Raw genomic sequence first — 23,095 nt, 5'->3', positions numbered from 1 at the left:
TCATTTATCCTTTACCGCTACCAGCGTTAACTGGTTATTACCGGCCTCAATGACGCGGGCGTTATCCGGGTCAAGATCATCACGACTCAACACGACGCGCCAGGTGTTTTTCTCCTGGTCTGGCGACATAAACATCCCTGCCACCGCCACATACTGCGCACTTTCCTCCATTGGCATATCAACCATCACCGTCCCTCCGGGCTGCAGGCGGATATCCTTCTCTGCCACCAAATCGGCATTGATGGCCTGACTGTCAGCCTTAAACAGTGACGGGTAGTCGGTACTGTCGAAGGTTTTGCGGTCTTTCAACTGATAAATACGCACGACGGTGGACAGCGCCACGCCACCCGCATTGCTATTCACCGCCTCGCGCGCACGTATGTCCAGGTGAAGGATTTTCACCTGTTTATAAAAAATTGACCGGGTCACAGCGACGGTACCCTCTGTGACGCTCTGGGTCAGCCCACAGCCTGCCAGTATCAGTGTGATGCCCGCGGCCAGCATGGCCTGGGGGAATTTACCAGCGGTAATCGCCATCTTCATCGGTCTCCCTGCGGTGAATGTTTTCCTGAACTCGCTCATAGCGCCCCAGGTTGATGGTTATTGTTTTTGGGTATTTTGTCGTATGCACCGAATTCAGTGGTCGCATCACCGCTGTACGGCCCAGTTGTACCGCACCTGCTTTGGGTTTACTGCTCATCGTGGCGTCAGGCAGCAGACTGCGCTCGACACTCAGTTGCAGGCGTACATCAAGGCGTGAACCAAGCCAGACATGCAGCAGCGCCATTAAGTCTGTATGAAGCGCGCCCCCCGGCAACCACTCTTGTACCTCATTTGGATCAGCGGTAGTCAGCCTCATCAACACCTGGCTATTCACATCGGTGACATAGTTTCCCATCACCGGACGGTTTGTCAGGGTGACTGGATGACTAATGCTCATGGTGAGCGGCTTCTTCAGCGGTATACGACGTTTGTCATGGTGCCAGATTTTGGCCTGCGTATTGGGCGCCAGCAGGCGTACCAATGAAGCCATCCCTTCCGCAGTACGTCCCGGCAATAGCATGACCGGCAACAGCGCCAGAAAACGTGAAGCCGGTGTTGCGATACTGTCCGTACAGCCGTCAATCCCGAGCCCGGCCAGCCCCAACAGGTACTGCGATATGCTGTCTTTACCGCCCTCTTCAAAACTCGCCGGGTATGAGTATTTACGCCAGATACGATAATACTGAGCAATCAGTCGGTGGTTGAAGATATCAAGGAAATCGGCGGTCACCTCGTAACCTTCCCGCCGCTGGGTGATGTCATCGATATAGTGCGTAGGCAACGGGGACTCGACGCCGTATAGCCCCATAAAGGTGATACGTATCGTGGGTGGCAGGTGCGGAGACTCAGGTGGTTCACCCCCTTTGATTTCGGATGCCGGGAACCCCATCCCTGCATGTGGCCGGAAGCGCACCGGTTCATGACGCAACTGCCAGGTGCTGCCGATCACGGGTTTATCCGGCTGGCTCTGCTCCAGTAACTGGCAAAAACGGTAAAAGTTAAGGTGCGGCAGCCGGTCGCCCAACTGCGCGATTAGTTGGGCAGGCGCGGACTGTGGTTCTCTTTCCACCGGATGCATTTTCCTTCTGGCTGAACGATAAGGGTAAGCTGGTTAAACTGGTTCATGTCGGCATAGAGCGCAAAAAAACGGTTAAGCATTTCGCCGAATAAATGGATATCGCCTTCGCCAGTAAATCCGTTACTGTCGAGCGTTACTTCAATATCCAGCCCCCGTAGCAGATAGCCCTGCTCGAATCGCTGCAAGCGATGATGCGCCACATGCTGTATTGCCTCCAGACGCCGGGTATTCAGTTCATCGTCCTGCCAGTTATACAGCGCCAGAGTACCGCGCAGCACTTCGGCGGTGCTCATCATATTCAGGAAGCCTGAGCCGAGGTGACTCAATACCCGCCAGTGAAAACGGTCTTCTGCAGGTGGATAGACCGGCAGCGTGGGCTTACAGAGATTGCGCACCGAGAGCTGCGTATCGACGATCTGTTCACAGCGGTCAAGCAGCGTGCTCTGGAGCGCCCGACGCGGTAATTGACCATTAGTGCCCGTAATTTGTAGCGATACGGCTTCGCGATCCACAAGCCGGTCATCTTCCCATTGATGACCACCCAGAATAAGCCAGGTGTCATACAGCCCGGTGACACCGCGTTTCACACGGGTGTGGTAGTAACGTGGCGGTGCATGACGACGCATCATCCCGCCTTTGTGGCGGAAGCTGCTGAACGGGACGTACTCCGCGTCATGGATCCGATTTGAGCCGGTGACAGAATCCACGGCATAAATCTCAGTATGCCCGTCCTGCAGCCGTTTGGGCCGCAGCAGATATTCACTTTCAAGACCCGTAATGGTGAGGGGATCCGCTTCCAGGGTAAAAAGATTAATAACCGGTACGCAGTGCAGGCGAATAGCGTCATCAGTGACCGGCATATCTGATAACCAGGGCGTAGTGAACACCACTTCAATGTCGAAATATTCCGTCCCGGCCGGTGGCGTAATACCGTCCAGCCCATTGAGATGGACAAACATAAACTTGTCCCGGAAGGTAAAGTACTCGAGCAGCAACTGGTAACCGCTGAACGCCGTTTCGCCTTTTGGCCACAGACCGTCTTCCTCACCAAATCCACCCGGTGAGAAATAGCCATCAAGACGGATACGGTCGGTCTGCCCGGGCAGGCGCATATACAATGCAGCCTGCCGCTTCGTCAGCATCAGATGTAATTGACTGTTGACCGGTGCATCCGCCCCGAGATACAGGCTCAAATGGCTGAGATTGGCATGGGACCAGTCCGCCTGACTGCTGCAGGCAAACCGCATCCGTAACAGTGAGCGACCATCAGGTTCGGTGGTCATGGTAATGCCTGAGATACTCAGAGGGTTAAGCATCACATTCTGCGTGGTGCGATAGCGGCAGACGGTGTTTTTCGGCCCCACCGGGCGGGAATACACTTCCAGACCCGCAGGTACGAGTTCCGCCATTTTCATCGCATGCAGAGCTGGCGTGAGGGCGACTACCGACAGCGACGGAATGGTCCGCAAGTAATGTGGCCAGAGCATACTGACCAGCCCTTCGGTCAGTTCTGGCAAGTCATCGTCAATCTTTTCGCGCAATCGTCCCATTGAGAAGGCAAAGCCTTCAAACAGGCGTTCAACATACGGATCCGGTGTGCCCGCTTTGTCCAGATCCAGCATCGCTGCCCGGTCCGGGTGGGTCTGTGCAAACTCTTTTGCAGCTTCACGCAGATAGCGCATTTCTGCATCGAAATAACGCAGGGTTAAATCTTCCATTTGTTCATTTTCCTGTGGATCTAACCGCAAAGGATGGCCGCACGTGCCGGATCAACTGCAACTAACCCGGCGAGTAATTGATCCATCACTGGCGTCAGTCGCACCTTATCAGCTTCACTGCGACCGGCTTTCAGTCGCAGGAGTTTCAGATGACGGGCCTGTACCTCAAATAACAGCTCAGGTTCCCAGTCGATGAGCGTCACTTCACTGGCCCGCGCGCCCAGTTCTGTAAACAGATACACTGCCAGTTCATTTTTGCCGTACTGTTCTGCGATACGCCCCATCAGCAGACGCAGCAGCCACTGCTGGCGCGCAGTAGTGATACCAGGACGGCACTGTAACCAGCCCAGCGCCGCATCGGGTCCATCACTGTCAGCGACAGCCACCGCTTCTGGCTCAAGTGCCAGGATATCGTCGTTGCCAGCCGCGATTTGTGCTGACTGCGTGTTATTCCCCCATCCGCCCGTAGCGTCCAGCACACTCTGCTGGATCCAGTTCAACGTAACTTCATCCGCAAACGGCGTACCGTCACTGAACGCCAGGGTTTCGAGCCCGGAAAGACGTGTCAGCAACCCCTTCAGGTCAGCTGCAATAATGTCAGCCAGCGCCTCTTTGCCTGACTTCGTCAGCGCCTGATGGATATACCACTGCAAATCCAGCCACAGATGATTCGCTCCGCGAGAAAAGGTACTGTCCGCGGTCTCCAGCATTTCAGCCCAGTTTTGTTGCAGGTAGAGGCGCTTGAGCAACGCACGCTGATCTGCTCTTGGTGGTTCGATGCGCGTACGGCCCTGTGCATCCGGGGCAGGAATGGCCCGCAGAGTGTCGTGGCGCAAACTTTTCATCAAGTGATGTGCTGACAGCCAACCGTCGGGTTGTTCACGCAGGTATTCGGTGAGCGTCCGGGCCTGAGCCAGTAAATCCTGACCTGAAGTAATGCGCCCTATTACCGGAGCATCCGTGTGGCCGGGCGAAAGAGGTGTTTCACTGATGCTGGCATTTTGCGGCACCACGGCATCCACACCTCCGGCTTTCTGCAGGCGACTTTCCAGTGCGCCATACAATGCATTAAGCTCAGGACGGGTTTCCTCCGGCTCATTTTCGGTAAGTTGTGCTATCAACAATAGCGCGCCAGTAGTTCGCACCGCCTCTTCCCTGACCACCTCCGGGTACAGAGAAAGGGAATCGGTCATACGCGAGCCTGCCAGCCATTCCAGTGCGGCCTTGCGGCTACGATCACGTTGCGGATACAATTGCGCGCCAAAACGCGCAATCAGCCCAGCCAGCAGTTCAAGACCTTCGGCCAGCCCCTGCTCGCCTTCACGGTGCAGCTTTGCCCAGCAGTACCAGGTCGCCACCCGGATATCTTTGGCGGTGGTGGTTAAAATCTTTTCAGCAAGTAAGCATATAAGCTCTGTGTTTGCTCCAGAGAGCTTATTAATTTCCTCGCGTATCTGCTGGTAGTCATCGTCATAGCCCGGATCTTCTCCAACAGGAGACATCTCTGATAACGGATGCAGCCAGCTATCCCACTGCGCCACGCGTTCACGAGTGGCTGCACACAACCACTCCTGTTCGGCCTGGCAGGCGATCAGTAAGGCATTAAGCGTGCTCATCAGTACATCTCCCCTGTATCATTTTCTGCACTGACGGCCTGTCCTGTCAGTGTTTCCCCGGAAGTGCTGAAAATGGTCTCCGGCAGACGGAAATGACGCAGCTTCAGCAGCGCCAACGGGCCTTCTTCGGCTTCTGTTCGTAGGGTGTAGTTGAGCGGGCGTCCATCCGGAGCTTTCCAACTGAGACTGTAGCTACTGCCTACCGCCGGGTAAGCGCTGACGGTCGCCTCCTCTAACAAGCGTATCCAACCCCAGGCTCCTGAAATATCCGCATACTGGCGGGTCCCGGCCTGAGTGCTGATCCAGCTCAGGTTCGCGCCAGGAGCTTCGGTATCCGCTGGCCAGCTAAAGCGTTTCCATGTGGGAAGCTGGTTGACATAGGTCAGCTTCTGGCTGTCAATAATCATGTCAGTCTGCATCACGCCATCAGCGGTGCCCGGACGAAGTTCAAAATGCATTCCCGCATTGCCTTCGGTAAAGGCCACATCCGAGATGTGACTAAGAGTATTGATGGCATTGAGAAACGCCGGATTAAAGGACAGCCCTTGCGAATTGATGCTGTCCGGCACCCAGTGGTTGCCTTCGCGGTGGAGTACGCCCTTGAGGCGTGTCTGCAGGAACTGTGCGATACGTCCGGAATCCGCATTGAGGTACTTCGCAAGCAGTGGCAAGGAGGCATCACTGCTGGAGTTGTTGAACGGATAACGCCCGCCAAAAGCACTATTCCACTCATTCACCACTGCCTGTTGCCACTGGGTATTGAGACTGGCGGCCGCCGGCGTCAATACCTGCTGCCATGCCTGCTCCATCGGGGTCACAAACACGGTGCGACCAAAACTGTTCCACTCCTGACCAAGCCCGGCAGCAATCAGACTGCCGTAATCACGCGTTTCGGTCAGGTCCACGGCTTTACCCTGAAATACCGTCTGGACAATAGTCTGGGTCATCGCCTGCGGGTCAGCAGCATTGGTCACCTGCTGCAAGCGCAAGCGCACCTGAGTCACCCGAGTCAGATAAGACTGCAGACTCTGATCCTGCGCATCAGTGCGTTTTTTGTCCATCAACGCCAGTACCGGGCCGAAAGTCGCATCCAAAGGCCCGTGAACATCGACACTCTGATCAATGGCATCCCGGGTATCGTTGCCCAGCAGATTCTTCGCTGATTTCACCAGAGAATCGGAAATCGCTTCGCCGATCTGTCCGGTACGGCCCTGTACGTTCAGCGTGTTCATCAGTGCTACCAACGGAGACTGACGTACGTCGGCCATAAGGGTCAGCTGGTCAATCGAATCCGACAGCGTAGCAGCCTGGTTCCAGCGCAGGCTGTTGAGAAACCCCAGCCAGGCGCCACTAAAGTCGGCAAAATAGCGTTCTGTCAGGCGATTCTTCAGCGCTTCCGGAGAGGTTTCATCCTGTGTCATTGCCTGACGCTTGCTGTCAGTAAGTACCCAGTCGAGCTCGTCCCGGCGCGCCTTCACCACCTTCTCGATGGCCGGCTGTACCGACTGCTCCCAGGCCTGACGGGTAAACATCCCCGGCACAATGTCAGAGGTGCTGAACAACCGGGAAGCATCAGTCTCACCCGTCATGTCTTCGAGACGCATATCGGCATACAGGTGTGCCACCTGCGATAGCATCTTCTGGTAGAGAGTCGATTCGCTGTTACGCACCCCCATCAGGCGAACCAGCAGGGAGCGCGCCTGGCTGACCATATTCTCATCAGGGCGGAGTTTCCACTCCGGATGAGAGGGCAGCTGTGCGCCATAATACGACAGCAATGACGGAGCCATGCCCTGCCAGACACCGTCTTTCACGCCATCACGCTTCGGCCAGTCGTGCAGCAGTGCAGAGCTGAACCAGGCGGCATCCATATGTTCCGGGCGGGTCAGCATCAGGTAGATCTTCAGTTGATCATAAGTGGTTTTCGCCATCTGCTCGCGCAGCGGGCTACCCGGCGGGAGTGCATTAAAGGCACTAACCTGCAGCTGCAGATGTTCCGCTGACGCATCACGCAGCAGAGGTAATGCACACTCCTGGTAGCGCGGCCAGAGCGCAACCAGCAGCGCGTTATTCTGGCTCAGCCCGGCCTGTTCATACCACGGTACCCCATGTTCAGAACGGAACTGCAAACGAGCCAGTGTTTTCTGCAGTTCCGACAACGCATGCAGGCGCTGTTCCAGCGGCTGATTTTGCCGGACAGCCATCGCAGCCTGGGCATTCGCGTCGTTCACCTGGTTACGGTTGGTCACGTAAGAGAGTCCCATCCACGCGCCCCACCCCATCATCACCAGAGCGACGACAGAAGCCATCACGTTGCGCCAGGGGATACCTGGTTTGCGCGGACGCAATGTCTCAGGAAGCGCGCGAACAGAATCAGGAAGAATATCCCAGCGCTTGTCCATCCCCCAGTGGTGCCGAACCGCGCGCTCAGCACCGGCAGAAGGTTGGCTGAACACAACCCCTGCCAGCGGCAACGGACGGTATGGATTGAGCATCACCGACAGCGGCGCGGTCACGCTCTCCGGCTTGCGAATGAGCTGGTCAGCAAGTCGCAACAGAAAGTTGTGATTCACATCATTACAGGTCTGCTGCAGTCCCTGCGAGATCAGTACCGGCGTCAGCGCTGCGAGCTGTTCTGCTAATCCTTCAGTACGGCATCCGGCAGGCAGCAGACAGCCTGTCGCCTGAACAATACGACTTTCCTGCTTGCCTGCGCGAGGATGCAAGGACCAGACATATAGCGGGAGCTTCCAGCCAAGCGTTTCCATACGTTCGCTGATGGCGTGAGAAAGAGAATCCATGGTGCTTTCTGAAGGCACCGGCAATGGCTGTTCCAGGCCGGGGGCTGACATCTGGTCGAACACCGAGGTAACCCACACCAGCCCATCCAGCGGGCGGCGACGCAGTTTACGCAGTGCAGTTAACCATGCGCTGTCGGCTGGCGTGTTGAGATCACCGCCCCACAACAACAGCGTGCCGCGGTCTTCCTGCCAGAGCTGCGCGGTGAGGCCCGGAGTCAGTTGCTCCACATCAGAGACGGTGCCGGTTATCAGCAGGATGCGGAGCTTGCCGGGCCAGCGACGACCATAAAGGTTACGCATGGATTCACGAATGGTGTCGACGGTGACGTTGCGTGACGGGGCCCGAGCTACTCTTGACTCATCAGAAGGCAACGCATTGTTCTTTTGTTCCAGCAAACGATGATACTTTTCCTGCATGAAGCGGAACATTAACGGCGTATAGAAAGCAATAAGCAAAACTAACCATACAACAGCAAATGCAAGAACTTGCTTCAGTCGGGTATCAAGGCCATGCGAGGGGATAAAATGAAGGATCAAGGCCACTATAACTGCTGAGATGAAGGCTATTATGCCGGCAAGCCCTCCTCTGCTCCATGATCTACCCGGCATCATTATTTCCACTCCCTAAAGTAACAGTACTGACAAAACGATCAGTACCTGAGGTAAACAGCCCTAAAACAGGTTTGTTGTTAACTGACACGATGTCGGACAGTAATGTGGCTAAAAGCCACGCACTGCTTGCCCCTGGAATACCATTATATTTTTCCAGTACATCAATTTCCTGCGGCACCCATGGTGTTTGATATGCCTGGGATGCTGTCATCAACTCAGCAAACCGATCATTCCAGTCCCCGTAGTCACAAAACACGGTTGGTGTCTGACAGGCGAACGTTTGTGTTTCGAGGAACAATCCCATATCCACTCCGAAATTTTCCATGTCCAGAGGCATTGGTCGCAATATGCGGGCAGAATGGGGAAGCTGATATTTATCAGCAACATCATCGCTGGTAAGTATCATGGTCGCGAGTGCGTCGGAATACTGTTCAGCCCCCTGATTCTGCAATATCAGGATCAAATCGATATCGAAAACGGAATTTTTAAGGCGATCTGCGATCCAGACGAAAGAAAGGGTTTTACAAAACGAAACTGAGCCTGTTAGCGCATGGCCAGGGTAAATTCTTCCCCATACTTCGCGAAACCGGATTTCGAAGTCCGGTGAAATCATGTCGCTCACAATGGTGACGTTGAACGGCACTGTAGAAGGCAACATCGCGATCGCGTTTTGTACACCGGCCAGGCCCAGTTCGAGCAAGGAGGTGGAATTAACCAATTGCGCATCAAAATGGCTGGTCAGTGAAAGAAATTGCGGCGCATCTGCTGCATCTGATTTAGCAATAGCGTCAGAGGTCACTCCGGAAGGTAGCAGTATGCTGCTTCCAAGAACGGCCAGATAGCGTCCAGCCCAAGCTTCCCACTGTTGTTGTCCGTATTCCGCCTCCTTCTGCAAAAACTGATGTTCATTGACTGTTCTGCCCCACAGCCACCCCCGTAAACAAAACAGGAAAAACCAGCCAAGAACCGGGCTGGATGCCAGCCACCAGATATTAAATGCAGCCAGTGCCTTAACCATGCCTGACGCATGTAGGATAAACAGCAAAATGCCCACAACCGCGGCTACGCCTCCTGCCAACAGCCATCCCGTAAAAGATGGCTCAGGTGGCAACTCCATTGTTGTTGCTTTCGTCCTTTCCCAGCCCATTGATTATCCTACTGTGCTGTTCTGCGCACTTGAAATTACTGTACAACCGCACTGACATTTGCAGCCATCGACAACAACAGCGCGACCGTTAAATGTCCGGTGCGGTGATCCTTCCACGATAGAATTAGTTCCATGCCCATCTACCGGGCAGCTGACCATATCGCCAACTAACGCGGCCTTTTTCCCGTCAACAGTAATATTGGAAGAAGCGGAGATCACTTTTCCGCCGTGAGAGGTATTGTCACCAAGCAAAACTAAGCCTTTTGTCATGTTGAATCCTCGAACATTAAATAAAAATCAATTAACATTCATTTTATCGACCTTATCAAAATCAGGGAAAAGAGTTTTTTCAGGAGCAACACTTCCGTCCGGATAAATGATTTTTGGATACTTACCTTTTATTTTTTTCTCTAACCCGACAAATCTTGTTATTTTCATCTCATCTATTTCAGGGAAAAACTTCACAGAACTAATCTCACCAACACGCAATGACAGAAAGTCTTTCTTACCAATTAGAGATAAGCTATTCTCTACCCCCCCCATTTTCTTCTCTCTTATATAAGGATAATATTTAGGAGATAAATCTACATCTCCAGTGACAAAGGTAAATTGTCCATTACGAGAAGCATCATTATCAAAGGCGAGGGTCACACCTACCGCCGTACCAGGAACAAGATCCTTGCCAAGATGTGTAGCATCTATATACTCGATACCTAAATTGACCGCACTCAACGTCCATTTGCATGTTCCGCCACCAGTCATAGCAACTTTTGCTTTCCAGATATCCCCGCTCTCTTGCTGCATGGGGATCCCAATAACGTTATAACTGGGTTCTGTGATAACAGAACCATCAAAGCCACCAACTCTTTTTTTCAGACACTCATGTGATATGTATCTGACCTCAAGCGGAAACGGTTTCGTATACTGAGACGGATTTTTTACTTCAAAATTGACCCATTTTGTATCTGCCGGCGGGGATAACATTTTGTTTACAGCACGGCTCATACTGCAACTAGCCGTAGAGAGAAATAAAAAGGAAATGAGCAATGCCTTAGATCTTTTATTCATCCCTATCTTTCTACTTTACTTATATCAGGGTGAGTGGATCCATCAGATACAACAGTTCCATCAGGATATATTATTTTATAATATGCACCCACTCGATACTCTATTGGCGCAACCATTTTTACAACTTTTGACTCATCAAGTTTTGGTGAAAATATGACAACAACATCATTATTGACATTGAAAACAATTCTTTTTTGTATAAAATCTTTTTTACCAAAAAGCTCTAATGCATCATTTTTCTGAATCCTTTTGTTAGTATGAATCAAAGGATAATAATTAGGTGCTAATTTTAAGACATTACCTGTTACCATATAAAACTGCCCATTTCTAGAAGAATTATTATCAAAAGCGAGCGATACCCCTACCGCAGTGCCAGGTACAAGATCTTTGCCAAGATGTGTAGCGTCTATATACTCTATACCTAAATTAACCGCACTCAAGGTCCATTTACATGAGCCCCCCCCGATCATAGCAACCTTTGCTTTCCAGACATCCCCGCTCTCTTGCTGCATGGGGATCCCAATAACGTTATAGCTGGGTTCTGTGATCACTGAACCATCAAACCCACTCACTCTCTTTTTCTGACATTCATATGATATGTATCTGACCTCAAGCGGGAAGGGTTTTGTATACTGAGACGGATTTTTTACTTCAACATTGACCCATTTTGTATCTGCCGGTGGGGATAACGTTTTGTTTACGGCCCGGCTCATATTGCAACCCGACACGGTCAACATTACTAGGGAAAGCAGAATAATTTTTGATTGATTATGCATTTTCTATTACCTCTTCTCCGTATTGAGCAAACCGCAAAAGCGTATCGTTGCCAGACGGCATGGACAGCGTAGGGGAAAGCGATGCATCCAGCAGTCCTTCTATATTCAGAAAGATGTTATTTCTTGCTACCTCTCTCTCCGGTATATCATTTTTATTTTCTTCCATTTGTTCTCTGAATGAATCAACGTTATACCGATGCTCAGTAAAGGTACGTTTTTCCACTATCCCGGCATTATCAATCAACTCTAACACTTTGTTATACATATAGGGCATATAGGAGGTCATATAGTGTTCAAAAAGATTTAAATTAACGCCTCTGTTCGGATTACTCCCTTTTGGGAAAAAGTCAGTTATATCTGTCTGCGTTAATGACGCTTTAAACTCTTTCTGCTTCTGACCAGCCTGCTGCATCTCCTGCTCCGCCAGGGCAGGAACCAGATAAAGTTTAGCTTTAAAGGGAAGTGTATTTCTGATGGTAATACACCCCGCCGGAGTCGGCAGCTCTCTTTTGCACTCTTTCCATTCCCGACTCTGAGTGGCCGTGAGAAAGGCGACCGTATTGCCGTGATGCCAGAAGCAATCTCCCCAAGTAACCATCTGGTAAGCCAGGAGTTCGCCCAGCGACCAGAAAAAACCTAGCGTCCCCCCCAGCCATCCCCAGAGTTTATATAGCTCATTATCCAGGTTGGCTTCCGCAGGTACGGCTGGAATAGGATCATTATCATTAACATGCCGGAAATGGGTAATTTCCGACAATTGCACCGCGGCATCGCGGGTAAATGTTCGCGGCATCCCATAGGTGTAAAGTAAAGGATTATAACCCTTTAATTTTGCAGCATGAATAAGAGCTAAGGCCCCACCTAAACTATGACCACAGATAAATAACATTCTACTTTCAATGGTTTTTAATAATTCTAGTATTTCTTTATTAAATTTCTTTTCAACCCGATTATATCCGCTCCAAAACCCAGTATGCACTTTCCCAGCAGGTAGTAACGGAGTACATTGCGTTTTGTCTCTATCGCATAATTCTGAATTTACCGGTCTAAACGCAAGATCCGTTCCCACATCAAACAAGCTGGCCGTTCCACGCCAGGCAACAATCACCTTATCCGCGTTATAAACATAATAAAGCTGCGTATCACCGTCTGCCTTTGTTGCAGCAGTATCATCCTCTCTCTGGGCTGTTCCAAGTGGGTTCTTCTCGTCTTCCTTAGGTGACGTGTCTCGTGAGGTATCCATAAATACCGGGGGATGATATCGTTCACTAAAGGGAATATCCTGTACTAACGTATTCCATGCAGAGCCGTCTTTATAAAGCTGAGGTAAGCGGGATAGATCCTGGCACTGGTTAATAAAAAAGCGCGTAATTGACACCGTATCCAGAGTACTGTCATCTGCATAGGCAAGCGTTGCTGCTGCCCCAAGATTAATTCCGTTCGCAATGGAATAGTCCTTTTGATGATGCAGAACAAGTTCCCAGGCTCTGAAAGGGCATATTTCTATTACATGACGCTTTTCAAGTTCATTCGTTAGGAATTTGAATCCCTTAAATGCTGTTTTTGCAGGAAAGTGGTATGCAGGTAACATTTCCCCAGGTCTTAATTCTAAGTTTGGTGAAGTTCGACAAAGTTCACCGATAACGGCATAATGCCAGATATACCCTTTTTCTTCAGCTTCAGGACGCACAATAGAATCATTTTCCGCATCGCGACTAACGCGTAAAGCACGTTTTTCCATTTCCGTAGCCAGCTGATTGCCATCTAACGTCAGCCTCAGCTCCAGACCATGCGGCATATCAATATGGATAAATCCGTCAGCATCGCTCTGACCAGAATAAGTGAATCCCTCTACCGGCCCGGAAACAGGATGAGTGCTTTCCACTGTCCATGGCATATTTGCCACGGGATCACCCTGCTCATCTACCAATTGAAACTCAACCCAATAAGGTTTTTGCCTTCCCGCCGTAGCTTTTGCCTCTGTATGCGTCACAGATGTCACTAATGAATTTCCTGCCATAAACATCCCTCTTTATTCAGATTTAAAAAATTCATGAGCTCTTTTCTCTTGTAAGATAAAATGTCCCAACCTTAATTATCTCTGATAAGAATACAGCGGCAAGAAACATCGCGCCAACTTTGATTGACATAGTTTTGAACATCCATGGCAATATTGAAATAGAAGGGTTCATGAAAAATAGTCTGAATGGCGTTTGAAAATGAACTATCCAACTTACATATTTCCACTTTTTTAAGAACATTACAGCAGAAAAAATAATTGATATATTAAGCAGCAATGAAAATAAAAAAAGGACTAAAGAATATGCACCTTGCTGTGGATAAATATTGCTAAAAGACAATATATCATCAATTAAAGGAATTCGTCCCTGAGAGATGTTCAACCAGATAAATCTGACAATGTAAAAGAGATCAAAAACAGCCCAAAAATATAGTACATGTTTTCGTTTTAAGATTACTTTCATTTGTTCCCCTCATAGACATCATCAGCGATAACTGGTTGCCAATGCCACGACTGACCTGTAACAGCCCAAGCGTCGTCACCTTCAAGAAAGGTTTGCGTTACTTTTCTCTGTTCTCCATAACGACGTACAGCTGATTGCTGCGCTATTTCGTCTGTAGCATCAGATGGCAAAGGCTGCCATTCCTGGATTTTATCTCTTTTCGTATTCATATAGTCCTTCCCTTCTGAACCAAAAACACGCCCCTCATCTCCCATAGAAGTTAAGCGGTTGATTGCCATAATTGCAGTATTCTTCAACCCGTGATAATCATGATCAACAGTAACCCAATGCCCAGGTCCTTCATCCTTTTGCTCACGCGGAAACTCAATTTTTACATTACCAGGTGTCGATGAGTAAAACGGTGCAGTCTTCCCTGACGAGTCAGATATTCCTTCAAGCACCTCACCATCTGGAGAGGTTACTCTATAATTGGTGAATGGTTTGATATCCCCTGATTCAGGATCGGTAACAGTAAACGTTCCACCATACCCCTTAGGGAAAGTAAGAGGCGGAGTATCAAGTGTTGCTGGTCCCGTTTGGTTAACATTGGCCGCTTTCAGCAAAATATTCCCCGGACATCCCAGTTCAATATTCCCGCCGCTAAGCTTTATATAAGCACCACCGCAACTTAAAATCAGTTCCTTGCTGGCATTTACCTTCACGCTCCCCTGACCACTGGCGACAGTGATGTCCTGTAATGCTGAGACATTCATGGCGTCAGCTTGTGCCTGAATATCAACCTTCCCTGCCCCGGCATACATTTTCATTCCTGCGGCCTGTGCAAACAAACTTACAGCCTCGCTTGCCGCTACAGTGAACGATTGCCCGGTGCTGATATCGGTGTTTTTACCTGACATGAGGCCAATACTTGCCCCGCCTGAAGCAAGCCGGACAGCCTCAGGACTGAGAATGCCTATACCAGCAGGTGCACTGGCCAGCATTCCTGGCATTTTCAGATATTTCAGTGAGCTGTTAAGCGTCTTTTGGCTGTCGATATCACATACCGTTGCCTGTGCCCCTTTCGCAGCTGCCTGGAGGCTTCTTGCCAGCGTGAGTGCCTGCTCCAGTTGTTCTACAGCCCTGTCCATTTCAAGCATTTTACTGCCGACGTCAGGCTGAGCATCTGCAGTAAGCAGAACTCCCTTACCACCACGGACGCTGACCCAGTCGTTAGTGCGCAACTCCGCCCCCTCGCCACGAAGAACCCTGGAAGCATTGACGTTGTGGCCTAAATTGAGCTGCGTTTTACCCCCGTACTCAGTACTGAGCTTGACGTGCTCTTCACCGCGTTTGTCCTCCATCCGCAGCTTGTTCAGGCCGGCTGTACGGATAACATTGCGCATGCTGTTGGCTTCAGTGACATGGTCCACGTGCCGGGAATCGTGCAGCGCATGGGCAATATACGGGCGGTCCGGATCGCCCTCATGGAACGCAATGGCGACTTCAGTGCCCTGTATCAGCGGGAAGTGAAAGCCGTATTTGTCCCCGCCGTAAGGCTTGGCAAAACGCACCGGCATACTTTCCATGCCCTGGCGTTTATCGTCGCGGTCAGCATCGAATTTCACCCGGTACATGCCCGACGCATCTTGCCAGGCATAGATATCGTTATCCCTGGCGCTGGTAACACGGGCCGTCAGGGTACCGCTCACTACCGGGCGCTTTTTAGCGGCAGGACGCCAGCAGCGGTTCTCGTAATAAGGCATCCCCTCCCACATCACGATCAGGGCATCTTTACGACTGGCTATATAGCCCGTGCGGATAATGATAATACCGTTGTCCGTTTCTGATGGCAGTGTCGGCGGTACCACTCGTTCACTGATGGTCAGCACCTGGGCCGGAGAAAGCAGGGCATCATTGCTGTATCCGCTGATAGTCGTCTGTCCGGACAGAAAACGCTCATGCTCCAGGCGCGCCCAGAAATTACCGGTTTCTGCCGCCGGCGTAATTTTGTCGCCACGTTCAAGGTGACGCGGGCGGTAATGATACACATCGCCGTAGGTGTTCCCTTCCCCGTCGCTGCGGGTCATGTCCGCCGGAACGGAAGTCAGGACATTCTGGGCCGCCCGGTGGTTATAGTCACTGGCCGTGACCGAACGCTCCACCACATTATGCCGGACATTGACACCCCATACTGCATCCGCCGCATTGTCATTCATTCCCGACGGGCTGTTGAGCGGCAGCGTTTTACCGAACGTCCAGGCGCTCTGCTTGTCCGCGAAGTGCACCACCTCTGTCTGCGTGTCAGGCTGCAGGGTGAAGAAGTAGAATATCCCCACCTCGGCCAGCAGACGCTCAATGAAATCGAGGTCGTTTTCCTGATACTGGTTAATCTGTTCGCGCTTTGGATAGTCGGCTTTGAGGGTAAACTCATACTCCCAGCCTTTAAGGCCATGTTCCGTGAGCACCTCTGCAACCACTTCCGGTACCGACTTATTAACAAAAAAACGGTGGGTACGAAATTGCTTGCGCAGCAAAGACAGGAACGGCTCAATAATAATCTGGTATGACGCCTGGTCGCGCGAACCACAAATACGCTTAAAATGCGTCACCACACCATGTACCACTTTCTGCCCAGTCAGCCCCAACAGTGGTCCGGTTCCCATGGTCAGCGTGGCAGGCCTGGTCAGCAGTTGCGCTGAACTGATATTCTGATCGCTGCTGGTAAATATGATGGTATAGGTATAAAGCTCGCTCATGAACTCATTACCGTTAAACTCTTCCACATCCAGTGAGGCTGTGCAGGACGGAATATCCAGGCGGTAGCGGTTCAGTCCGCCTTCAGTTAGCGCAGACAGGGTGTTCTTAAGCGTATCTGTCAGACTCATGATGTTGACTCCATGGGATAACTTGCAGTCCATGACTTTCTTGCCAACAGGCAAGTAACAGGTTTAATCAAGGGTACTCTGCGAGTACGAAAAAAAGTGATTGCAGCTCCAATCCCGAGGACGCAGGCAAGGGTTTTAACCAGCAACACGAGCATTTCAAAATTATTCATGCTGTATTTGCCATCACCGCTAATCTGTATTACGTGCTTAATAGACTTGAATATAAAGCTATCCAGAACAAACAGCACGACGGCAATAACGAGCACAATAAAGTAAATTACTTTCATTACTTACCTCCGATACTGCTATTCATCAATTCTTAATTATTTCATCATACGGCCTTAGGATCTCCATATCGTTGGGTCGTATGCTATGAACCACGCCTTTACTCACCTCCAGCGCTGAAACAATACGTCGAGGACGGTCTGTATGCCTTAAAGAGGCAAAGCTGGCCTGAATGAAATACTGACCATCTTTATTGAATTTATAAAACGATGGTGGAATACAAAGCAATTCATTATTTATCTGCAACTGTGGGCTGAATATTATTTTTTCATCTTTGGAGTTTGTTCCTCGAGGATTAATAGATATGTACTTTAATACGTAGTCATCGCCACCATTGACAGAGAAGCAAACACTCCCATTATTAAAAATAATATACCCCTCCTCATCTGGCTCCAGTCTGTCACCAGGCCCCGGACATCCGGTTAAGGTTTGCAAACATATAATAAAAAACAGGCTTGTTCGCAGAACCCGAAAAATTATCGGAATCACCATGGAAATCCTCTTAACGCGGTTTTATACCCTTGTTTAATGAAAGACTCAGAAATATCGCCATCTAACGTTATACTATGGTCAATCCTCAATTTTAACCAGCCGTAATACCCTTCACTTTGCAAAGCAAAATTATCTGCAATTATTTGAGCTTGTTGTTCCATTGGATATTCGCTTAACAGTCGTCCATCGAGCACATACCGATAGCTCACCAACCAGCTTATCAATCCTCTGGCAATGACGTTCATTCCCTTCTCTCTCTGCCAGACATGACTCATTTCATGAATAAATAAATGACGTAAAAATGGCAAACTTTTTGAGAAGTCATCGCGATACCAATACCGGAAATATATTTCACCATTAGGCGTCATGGCGGTATGTTCATCCTGCAACCCAAATGGCAGATAGCTACCGCGATGGATTTTTACCTTCTCGTAATCGATCCGGTTGCCGAATACCGTTCTGGCTAAGGCTACTTCCCCGGAGGTCAGTTTTCTGACGGAGTCGTCGCTTTGTTTCTTATCGTTCTTCTTTTTTTTCTTGCTAACATCATGAATGGTCATTCCCTGCCCCCGGATTAGCGTTCAGCTGCGCCTGAAAATGCAAGCCCAATCCCCTCTTCCTCACTCCAGCCCAATGTCAGTGAAGTCGGCTTCTGTTTCGCCGCCATATACGTCAGAAGCTGCTGGCTTAGCACCGGCAGAATCTGTTGATTCAACAGACTATCGATGTTTCGCGCACCGGTATCCGGCAACAGACAGGCGTCGGTCAATGCGTCATACAAACTCTTGTCGATATCCGTGGTCAGGCCGTAGTGGCGGTTCAGACGCTTGCTGACCTGGCTAAGTTTCATCTCCACGATAGAACGCATCGCGTTCTCAGCCAGCGGGCGGTAAATCACGGTCTGGAAGCGGGCGAGCAGCGCAGGCTGGAAGTGGTCACGCAGGATCGGGCGCAGCAGTTCGTGCAGGTCGCCTTCCGTGGCTTCCGGTTTTTCTTCCAGCAACTGCATCAGGTGATCGCTGCCGAGGTTTGAGGTCATCAGAATAACGGTGTTACGAAAGTCGATTTCACGCCCTTCGCCGTCGCGCATAAAACCACGGTCGAAGACCTGGTAGAACAGGTTCATCACATCTCTGTGGGCTTTCTCCACTTCATCGAGCAGCACCACACTGTAAGGACGCTTGCGTACCGCTTCAGTCAGGATACCGCCCTGGCCATAACCGACGTAGCCCGGAGGCGAACCTTTCAATTGGGAGACAGTGTGCGGTTCCTGATATTCCGACAGATTAATAGTGATAAGGGACTTCTCTCCCCCGTACAGCATATCGGCCAGCGCCAGCGCGGTTTCGGTTTTGCCCACCCCGCTCGGGCCAACCAGCAGGAACACGCCTTGAGGTCCGTTCTCTGATGTCAAACCGGTTTTAGCTACACGCAGACGTCTGGCAATAGCGGTCAACGCAGTGTCCTGCCCCACAACCCGTTTCCCCATTTCAGCTTCCAACGCCAACAATTCCGTCTGTTCGTCTTTCATTAATGATGAGAGTGGCACCCCGGTCCAGTCGGCGATGACATTGGCAACAGTGCGGGTATCCACATCCAACTGAATCAGCGCGCCATGCTGCTGAATTTCTTTCAGCTGCACCTGTAACGTGTGGATATCGACCTGGCGACTGATGTCCTGACGACACTCTATCAGTTGCTGTACGACCTCCCGTTCCTGAATGACACGCGCCTCCTGGCACTCCAGTGTATTTTCAAGCTCCGCACGCTGTCGCTCAATAATGCCCAGACGCTCACCGTGCTGATTGCTGCCAAGAGCGATATCTTCCAGTAAATCCTGCATCTCCATACCGAGCGACGTTAACTGCGTCTTCAGGCGGGTGATCTCTTCCGGCACAGTGTCGAGACTCATCCGCACCCGGGCAGAAGCGGTGTCGAGCAGATCGACCGCTTTGTCCGGTAACTGCCGCCCCGTCAGATAGCGTCGCGATAACGTCACTGCTGCACGAATCGCACCATCAGTGATATGTACATTGTGGTGTTCGGCGTAACGCGATTTCAGTCCTCTGAGCATCAGGCAAGCCGTTTCATCATCAGGCTCGTCCACTTTCACCATCTGAAAACGGCGCTCAAGCGCCGCATCACGCTCGAAATACTGCTTATATTCACTCCAGGTGGTGGCAGCGATAGTTCGCAACTCACCCCGTGCCAGCGCAGGTTTCAGCAGATTCGCGGCATCTGCGCCCCCCGCCTGATTGCCTGCACCAATAATGGTGTGCGCTTCATCGATAAACAGTAGAACAGGTGTCGGTGATTGCTGTACGGCATCAATAACATTTTTCAGGCGCTGCTCAAATTCACCTTTTACGCCAGCCCCCGCCTGTAACAGACCCAGATCAAGGGTACGCAGCGTGACGGATTTCAAACTCTCCGGTACGTTACCTTCTACGATTCTGAGCGCAAGCCCCTCCACCAGCGCCGTTTTACCGACGCCAGGTTCGCCTACCAGAATCGGGTTGTTTTTACGCCGACGAGAGAGAATATCCACCATCTGCCGAATTTCTGTATCACGCCCAAACACCGGGTCGATACAGCCCTCACTGGCTTTTGCCGTCACATCAAGAGTAAATTTATCCAGCGCGTTCTGAAGCGCAGGATCACGTTCGCCTTCTGACACCACGCCAACCGGGCGACCGACGAATGTCACCTCTCCTCCTGAGTTCTGCTGAAGCCTGACATCAGACTGTACCTCTGGGCGTTCTTCAGACTGAGCGTCCAGGAGCGGACGCAGGCGATCCAACTGGCTTTGCCCCAACGTTAACAATGGCCAAAGACCGTTACAGCGCGCCAGCGTAGGTTTGCTCGCCAGAACCATCAGCAGGTGTACGCTGCGGATATGTTCTTCACCCGCCAGTGATGCCAGCAGCCAGGCTTCCTGCATCAGCATCTGAAGAGAGTCAGAAAGTTGTGGGCGACCACGTACCGAGCGTGGCAGAGTATCCAGCCAGGCAAGCATCTCCTGCCATACCGCATCAATATCCCATTCGTAGCGGCGCGCCAGCACCGTCAAGTCGCCCTCTCCTTGTTCCAGTAGTTTGAGTAGCCAGTGTTCAGGCAGAATTTCCGCATGTGCGCGGGTCTGACACAAGGAGGCCGCGCCTTCCAGTGCCTGGGCACAGTAAGGGTTAAGACGACGAAGCAGGATGGCTGGATTTTCCATGAGTCTCTCTCTTTATCGGTTCCTGGACATGCTACCGCCCATCGCTTTCCTTCTTTTTAAGGAACCCAAGCGCATCAGGTCAGGCAGATTTATGTGATTCTTTGCTGAATGCCCGCAATAACAGACGCTCAGCAAAAAACTGCGGACAGGAAATCCTGTCCGCATCGACGTTACGCGGTAGCGCGTTCGTTCCAGGAATCGGAATGAATAATGTTGCCGTCTTTATAGGTCCAGGTGATTTTTTCGTAGCGCAGTTCGATCTGCTCAAGGTGGTTATGCTTCTCGAAGCCCGGATCTTTGATGTCGTGCATTTTCGGCGCCACTTTCACCACTTTCACGTTCTCAAGTTTGGTGTTGAAATATTCAACTTCCTGACCCGCATCGTTGATTCTGTACCATTTGAACTCTGCCGACTTCAGGGTCTGCCCGGTAGTCACCGCCTTGTACAGATAGGGGCTTGAGGAATCGATTTCCTTCGTAAACAGGAACGGAGTGTGGATACGGGTACCGGTCAGCTTGCCCGTATTATTGTCTGTCGGGATGTACAGGTTATGTTCCTGAGCAACCACTTCGATGCTGCCTTCACGATCCTGAACGTCCACAGATCCTTTGATATCCGCGCCACCATCGTCTTTCAACCAAAGATAAACTGGAATTGCCATGGAATTACTCTCCATTATGTAGTGATGCGTCATCATCCTGAGATGACGCGGGGGTTTTGTCCGGGACCTGGCAGGCATTCGCCTGTGGCACCAGACTGATTTCGACACGACGATTAAGCGCACGGCCCTCCGGCGTGTCATTGGTTGCGAGTGGGCGGCCTTCGCCATAGCCCTGCACCGCAAAACAGCTTTCGGGCACATCACCGGTGTCGCGCATCCAGTTGCGCACCGCTTCAGCGCGTTTCAAAGACAGCGTCTGATTGAGCCCGGGATTGCCAGTGTTATCGGTATGTCCAGCCACCACTATCAGCCAGCCAGGTCTGGCTTTAATGCCGACCAGCGAGTTGATCAGCAACTTCGTGGAGCCCGGCTTAAGGTCATATTTGCCAGAGCTAAACAGCGACATACTGTCCAGACGAAGGGTTTGTGGTCCCTGGACAATTTTTTTGATCACCGGTGGAGGAGGAGGTGGTGGTGCCCAGTTATTCACGGCAGCTTCCACCGCAGGCACCAGACGCAACCCCTGATACAGACCAAGGCGATAGCGAACGGGTTCACCTCGACGCTGCCAGTCATCCAGCAGTGCGCCGTCGGCCCGAAGACGCTGTTGCGCGCGGAGTTTAGGTGCAGTCGGCGTGCCTGTGAGGTGGTGGTATAACGCAAGATGGTCTCCGACATTGCGGATAAGACGCTGGTTATTCACCCACGACGCAAGCATCGCCAGCGCAAGAAAACAACTTCCCAGCAGCCCAGCGTAACGCCAGAACACCATCCGACGGCTGACACCACGACGACGTGGTAGTACAGGCAAAAGCTGTTCGGGCAGCGGTAAGGGCTCAGCGCTGACCGCGATATCAGGTTGCAGCGCTGTGATGGCGGCAATGTGCTGTTGCCAGAGGTTATTGGCGACACCGTTGACCGGTACCAGACATACCCCCTGGGCGCAGGGTTTCAGGGCCGGCAGTTCACCCTGGCGAACAGAAAGCACACTGTTGATTGCAATAGCCTGCCAGGCTAAAAGACTGTCAAGCCACAGCCCCTGACTCAGTCGGGACAGCCGTTCCCCTGCCTCCGTTTCACGCGTCCAGTCTGTCAGTGGCTGGTTGCCCTGCCCGGGCCGATACACCTCAATACCCGCACGGTTGCTGACAGTGCTAAACCAGACCGGCTCGGCATCCCGGCAGGCTGCAGGAGGTGATACCCAGGTTATCGTCCACAGCGGCGGGAGTCGGCCAAGCGCAGCGCGACACTGCACCACTGCTCGCTGCCAGCCCCGTAAACTCTGAGTAAAATCATCGTTCGATGTGTGACATTCTGGCAGCACAGCAAGCATTGTCGAAATCTGCGTAACCAGCGCCGGACGTACCTGACATAAATGCTGGACCAGCAAAGGGAGTTGTTCTGCATCTTTTACCCACAGATACCAGCCCTGACGAGTCTCGCGATGCCGCGAACCGTTAGCGAAAAGCGCAGTGTTATCACCGCAAACCAGAATGACTGCTCCGTGAAAATCCTCCGGCGGCAGACTGTCGTCCTCGATATCTCTAATTGCCTGTATTCTTGTTCTGTATGCCCGATTCTGGTGCCAGAGCATTACTCCACATACCAGAGTAACCAGCAGGCTTAACGCCACACGACTGCCCACTGACAGCGGCCAGAAGCCAAGGATAAGCCACAGCGCCAAAACAGCGCCGAGGGCGGTTAACAGACTCTGGTAAACATCGCGCATC

The 23,095-nt window shown here is 51.4% G+C and carries 18 protein-coding genes; all 18 read right to left on the bottom strand.

Features of this window, described 5'->3' with window-relative positions; all coding sequences use genetic code 11:
* Entirely contained in the window at nucleotides 1-537 is a 537-nt protein-coding gene (gene tssJ / locus N7268_RS18465; RefSeq protein ID WP_260864698.1) for a type VI secretion system lipoprotein TssJ, read from the bottom strand.
* Nucleotides 518-1,621, bottom strand: coding sequence for a type VI secretion system baseplate subunit TssG (gene tssG / locus N7268_RS18460; protein WP_260864001.1), 1,104 nt, complete (start codon nucleotides 1,619-1,621; stop codon nucleotides 518-520). The genes tssJ and tssG overlap by 20 nt, the downstream gene beginning before the upstream one ends.
* Nucleotides 1,576-3,339: a type VI secretion system baseplate subunit TssF gene (tssF, locus tag N7268_RS18455; RefSeq protein ID WP_260864000.1), complete on the bottom strand. Its 1,764-nt coding sequence runs from the start codon at nucleotides 3,337-3,339 to the stop codon at nucleotides 1,576-1,578. The genes tssG and tssF overlap by 46 nt, the downstream gene beginning before the upstream one ends.
* A 20-nt stretch (nucleotides 3,340-3,359) precedes the next feature.
* On the bottom strand, nucleotides 3,360-4,955 hold the full coding sequence (gene tssA / locus N7268_RS18450; protein ID WP_260863999.1) for a type VI secretion system protein TssA: 1,596 nt from the start codon (nucleotides 4,953-4,955) through the stop codon (nucleotides 3,360-3,362).
* Nucleotides 4,955-8,368: an ImcF-related family protein gene (locus N7268_RS18445; RefSeq protein WP_260863998.1), complete on the bottom strand. Its 3,414-nt coding sequence runs from the start codon at nucleotides 8,366-8,368 to the stop codon at nucleotides 4,955-4,957. The genes tssA and N7268_RS18445 overlap by 1 nt, the downstream gene beginning before the upstream one ends.
* Nucleotides 8,355-9,515: a hypothetical protein gene (locus tag N7268_RS18440; RefSeq protein ID WP_260863997.1), complete on the bottom strand. Its 1,161-nt coding sequence runs from the start codon at nucleotides 9,513-9,515 to the stop codon at nucleotides 8,355-8,357. The genes N7268_RS18445 and N7268_RS18440 overlap by 14 nt, the downstream gene beginning before the upstream one ends.
* Nucleotides 9,516-9,518: 3 nt before the next feature.
* Nucleotides 9,519-9,785 carry a PAAR domain-containing protein gene (locus N7268_RS18435; protein ID WP_260863996.1) on the bottom strand — a complete coding sequence of 89 codons (267 nt, stop codon included), beginning with the start codon at nucleotides 9,783-9,785 and terminating at the stop codon, nucleotides 9,519-9,521.
* Nucleotides 9,786-9,812: 27 nt separating this feature from the next.
* On the bottom strand, nucleotides 9,813-10,583 hold the full coding sequence (locus tag N7268_RS18430; protein WP_260863995.1) for a hypothetical protein: 771 nt from the start codon (nucleotides 10,581-10,583) through the stop codon (nucleotides 9,813-9,815).
* Between the two features lie 2 nt (nucleotides 10,584-10,585).
* On the bottom strand, nucleotides 10,586-11,359 hold the full coding sequence (locus N7268_RS18425) for a hypothetical protein (protein WP_260863994.1): 774 nt from the start codon (nucleotides 11,357-11,359) through the stop codon (nucleotides 10,586-10,588).
* Complete coding sequence (locus tag N7268_RS18420) at nucleotides 11,352-13,379, bottom strand: lipase family protein (RefSeq protein ID WP_260863993.1); 2,028 nt, start codon at nucleotides 13,377-13,379, stop codon at nucleotides 11,352-11,354. Before N7268_RS18420 ends, N7268_RS18425 begins: the two co-directional genes overlap by 8 nt.
* Nucleotides 13,380-13,410: 31 nt before the next feature.
* A complete protein-coding gene (locus N7268_RS18415; RefSeq protein WP_260863992.1) occupies nucleotides 13,411-13,842 on the bottom strand; it encodes a hypothetical protein in 432 nt (143 codons plus the stop codon).
* Nucleotides 13,839-16,706 carry a type VI secretion system Vgr family protein gene (locus N7268_RS18410; protein ID WP_260863991.1) on the bottom strand — a complete coding sequence of 956 codons (2,868 nt, stop codon included), beginning with the start codon at nucleotides 16,704-16,706 and terminating at the stop codon, nucleotides 13,839-13,841. Before N7268_RS18410 ends, N7268_RS18415 begins: the two co-directional genes overlap by 4 nt.
* Nucleotides 16,703-16,993: a hypothetical protein gene (locus N7268_RS18405; RefSeq protein ID WP_260863990.1), complete on the bottom strand. Its 291-nt coding sequence runs from the start codon at nucleotides 16,991-16,993 to the stop codon at nucleotides 16,703-16,705. Before N7268_RS18405 ends, N7268_RS18410 begins: the two co-directional genes overlap by 4 nt.
* Before the next feature lie 25 nt (nucleotides 16,994-17,018).
* Nucleotides 17,019-17,483 (bottom strand): putative T6SS immunity periplasmic lipoprotein, encoded by a 465-nt coding sequence (locus N7268_RS18400; protein ID WP_260863989.1) that lies wholly within the window; start codon nucleotides 17,481-17,483, stop codon nucleotides 17,019-17,021.
* A complete protein-coding gene (locus N7268_RS18395; protein ID WP_260863988.1) occupies nucleotides 17,477-18,043 on the bottom strand; it encodes a type IV secretion protein Rhs in 567 nt (188 codons plus the stop codon). Before N7268_RS18395 ends, N7268_RS18400 begins: the two co-directional genes overlap by 7 nt.
* Before the next feature lie 14 nt (nucleotides 18,044-18,057).
* On the bottom strand, nucleotides 18,058-20,703 hold the full coding sequence (gene tssH / locus N7268_RS18390) for a type VI secretion system ATPase TssH (protein WP_260863987.1): 2,646 nt from the start codon (nucleotides 20,701-20,703) through the stop codon (nucleotides 18,058-18,060).
* Between the two features lie 170 nt (nucleotides 20,704-20,873).
* Entirely contained in the window at nucleotides 20,874-21,365 is a 492-nt protein-coding gene (gene hcp, locus N7268_RS18385) for an Hcp family type VI secretion system effector (RefSeq protein ID WP_198903756.1), read from the bottom strand.
* A 4-nt stretch (nucleotides 21,366-21,369) separates the two neighbouring features.
* Entirely contained in the window at nucleotides 21,370-23,094 is a 1,725-nt protein-coding gene (locus N7268_RS18380; protein ID WP_260863986.1) for an OmpA family protein, read from the bottom strand.
* Nucleotide 23,095: the final 1 nt, after the last annotated feature.

The sequence above is a fragment of the Citrobacter sp. Marseille-Q6884 genome (assembly GCF_945906775.1).
Classification (GTDB): domain Bacteria; phylum Pseudomonadota; class Gammaproteobacteria; order Enterobacterales; family Enterobacteriaceae; genus Citrobacter.
The sequence above is the reverse complement of the archived record's forward strand: the minus strand, read 5'-3'. Positions and strand labels throughout refer to the sequence as shown.

Coding starts and splice junctions, on each gene's coding strand:
- tssJ (WP_260864698.1), bottom strand. CDS start 537: ATGGCGATTACCGCTGGTAAATTCCCCCAGGCCATGCTGGCCGCGGGC.
- tssG (WP_260864001.1), bottom strand. CDS start 1,621: ATGCATCCGGTGGAAAGAGAACCACAGTCCGCGCCTGCCCAACTAATC.
- tssF (WP_260864000.1), bottom strand. CDS start 3,339: ATGGAAGATTTAACCCTGCGTTATTTCGATGCAGAAATGCGCTATCTG.
- tssA (WP_260863999.1), bottom strand. CDS start 4,955: ATGAGCACGCTTAATGCCTTACTGATCGCCTGCCAGGCCGAACAGGAG.
- N7268_RS18445 (WP_260863998.1), bottom strand. CDS start 8,368: ATGATGCCGGGTAGATCATGGAGCAGAGGAGGGCTTGCCGGCATAATA.
- N7268_RS18440 (WP_260863997.1), bottom strand. CDS start 9,515: ATGGGCTGGGAAAGGACGAAAGCAACAACAATGGAGTTGCCACCTGAG.
- N7268_RS18435 (WP_260863996.1), bottom strand. CDS start 9,785: ATGACAAAAGGCTTAGTTTTGCTTGGTGACAATACCTCTCACGGCGGA.
- N7268_RS18430 (WP_260863995.1), bottom strand. CDS start 10,583: ATGAATAAAAGATCTAAGGCATTGCTCATTTCCTTTTTATTTCTCTCT.
- N7268_RS18425 (WP_260863994.1), bottom strand. CDS start 11,359: ATGCATAATCAATCAAAAATTATTCTGCTTTCCCTAGTAATGTTGACC.
- N7268_RS18420 (WP_260863993.1), bottom strand. CDS start 13,379: ATGGCAGGAAATTCATTAGTGACATCTGTGACGCATACAGAGGCAAAA.
- N7268_RS18415 (WP_260863992.1), bottom strand. CDS start 13,842: ATGAAAGTAATCTTAAAACGAAAACATGTACTATATTTTTGGGCTGTT.
- N7268_RS18410 (WP_260863991.1), bottom strand. CDS start 16,706: ATGAGTCTGACAGATACGCTTAAGAACACCCTGTCTGCGCTAACTGAA.
- N7268_RS18405 (WP_260863990.1), bottom strand. CDS start 16,993: ATGAAAGTAATTTACTTTATTGTGCTCGTTATTGCCGTCGTGCTGTTT.
- N7268_RS18400 (WP_260863989.1), bottom strand. CDS start 17,483: ATGGTGATTCCGATAATTTTTCGGGTTCTGCGAACAAGCCTGTTTTTT.
- N7268_RS18395 (WP_260863988.1), bottom strand. CDS start 18,043: ATGACCATTCATGATGTTAGCAAGAAAAAAAAGAAGAACGATAAGAAA.
- tssH (WP_260863987.1), bottom strand. CDS start 20,703: ATGGAAAATCCAGCCATCCTGCTTCGTCGTCTTAACCCTTACTGTGCC.
- hcp (WP_198903756.1), bottom strand. CDS start 21,365: ATGGCAATTCCAGTTTATCTTTGGTTGAAAGACGATGGTGGCGCGGAT.
- N7268_RS18380 (WP_260863986.1), bottom strand. CDS start 23,094: ATGCGCGATGTTTACCAGAGTCTGTTAACCGCCCTCGGCGCTGTTTTG.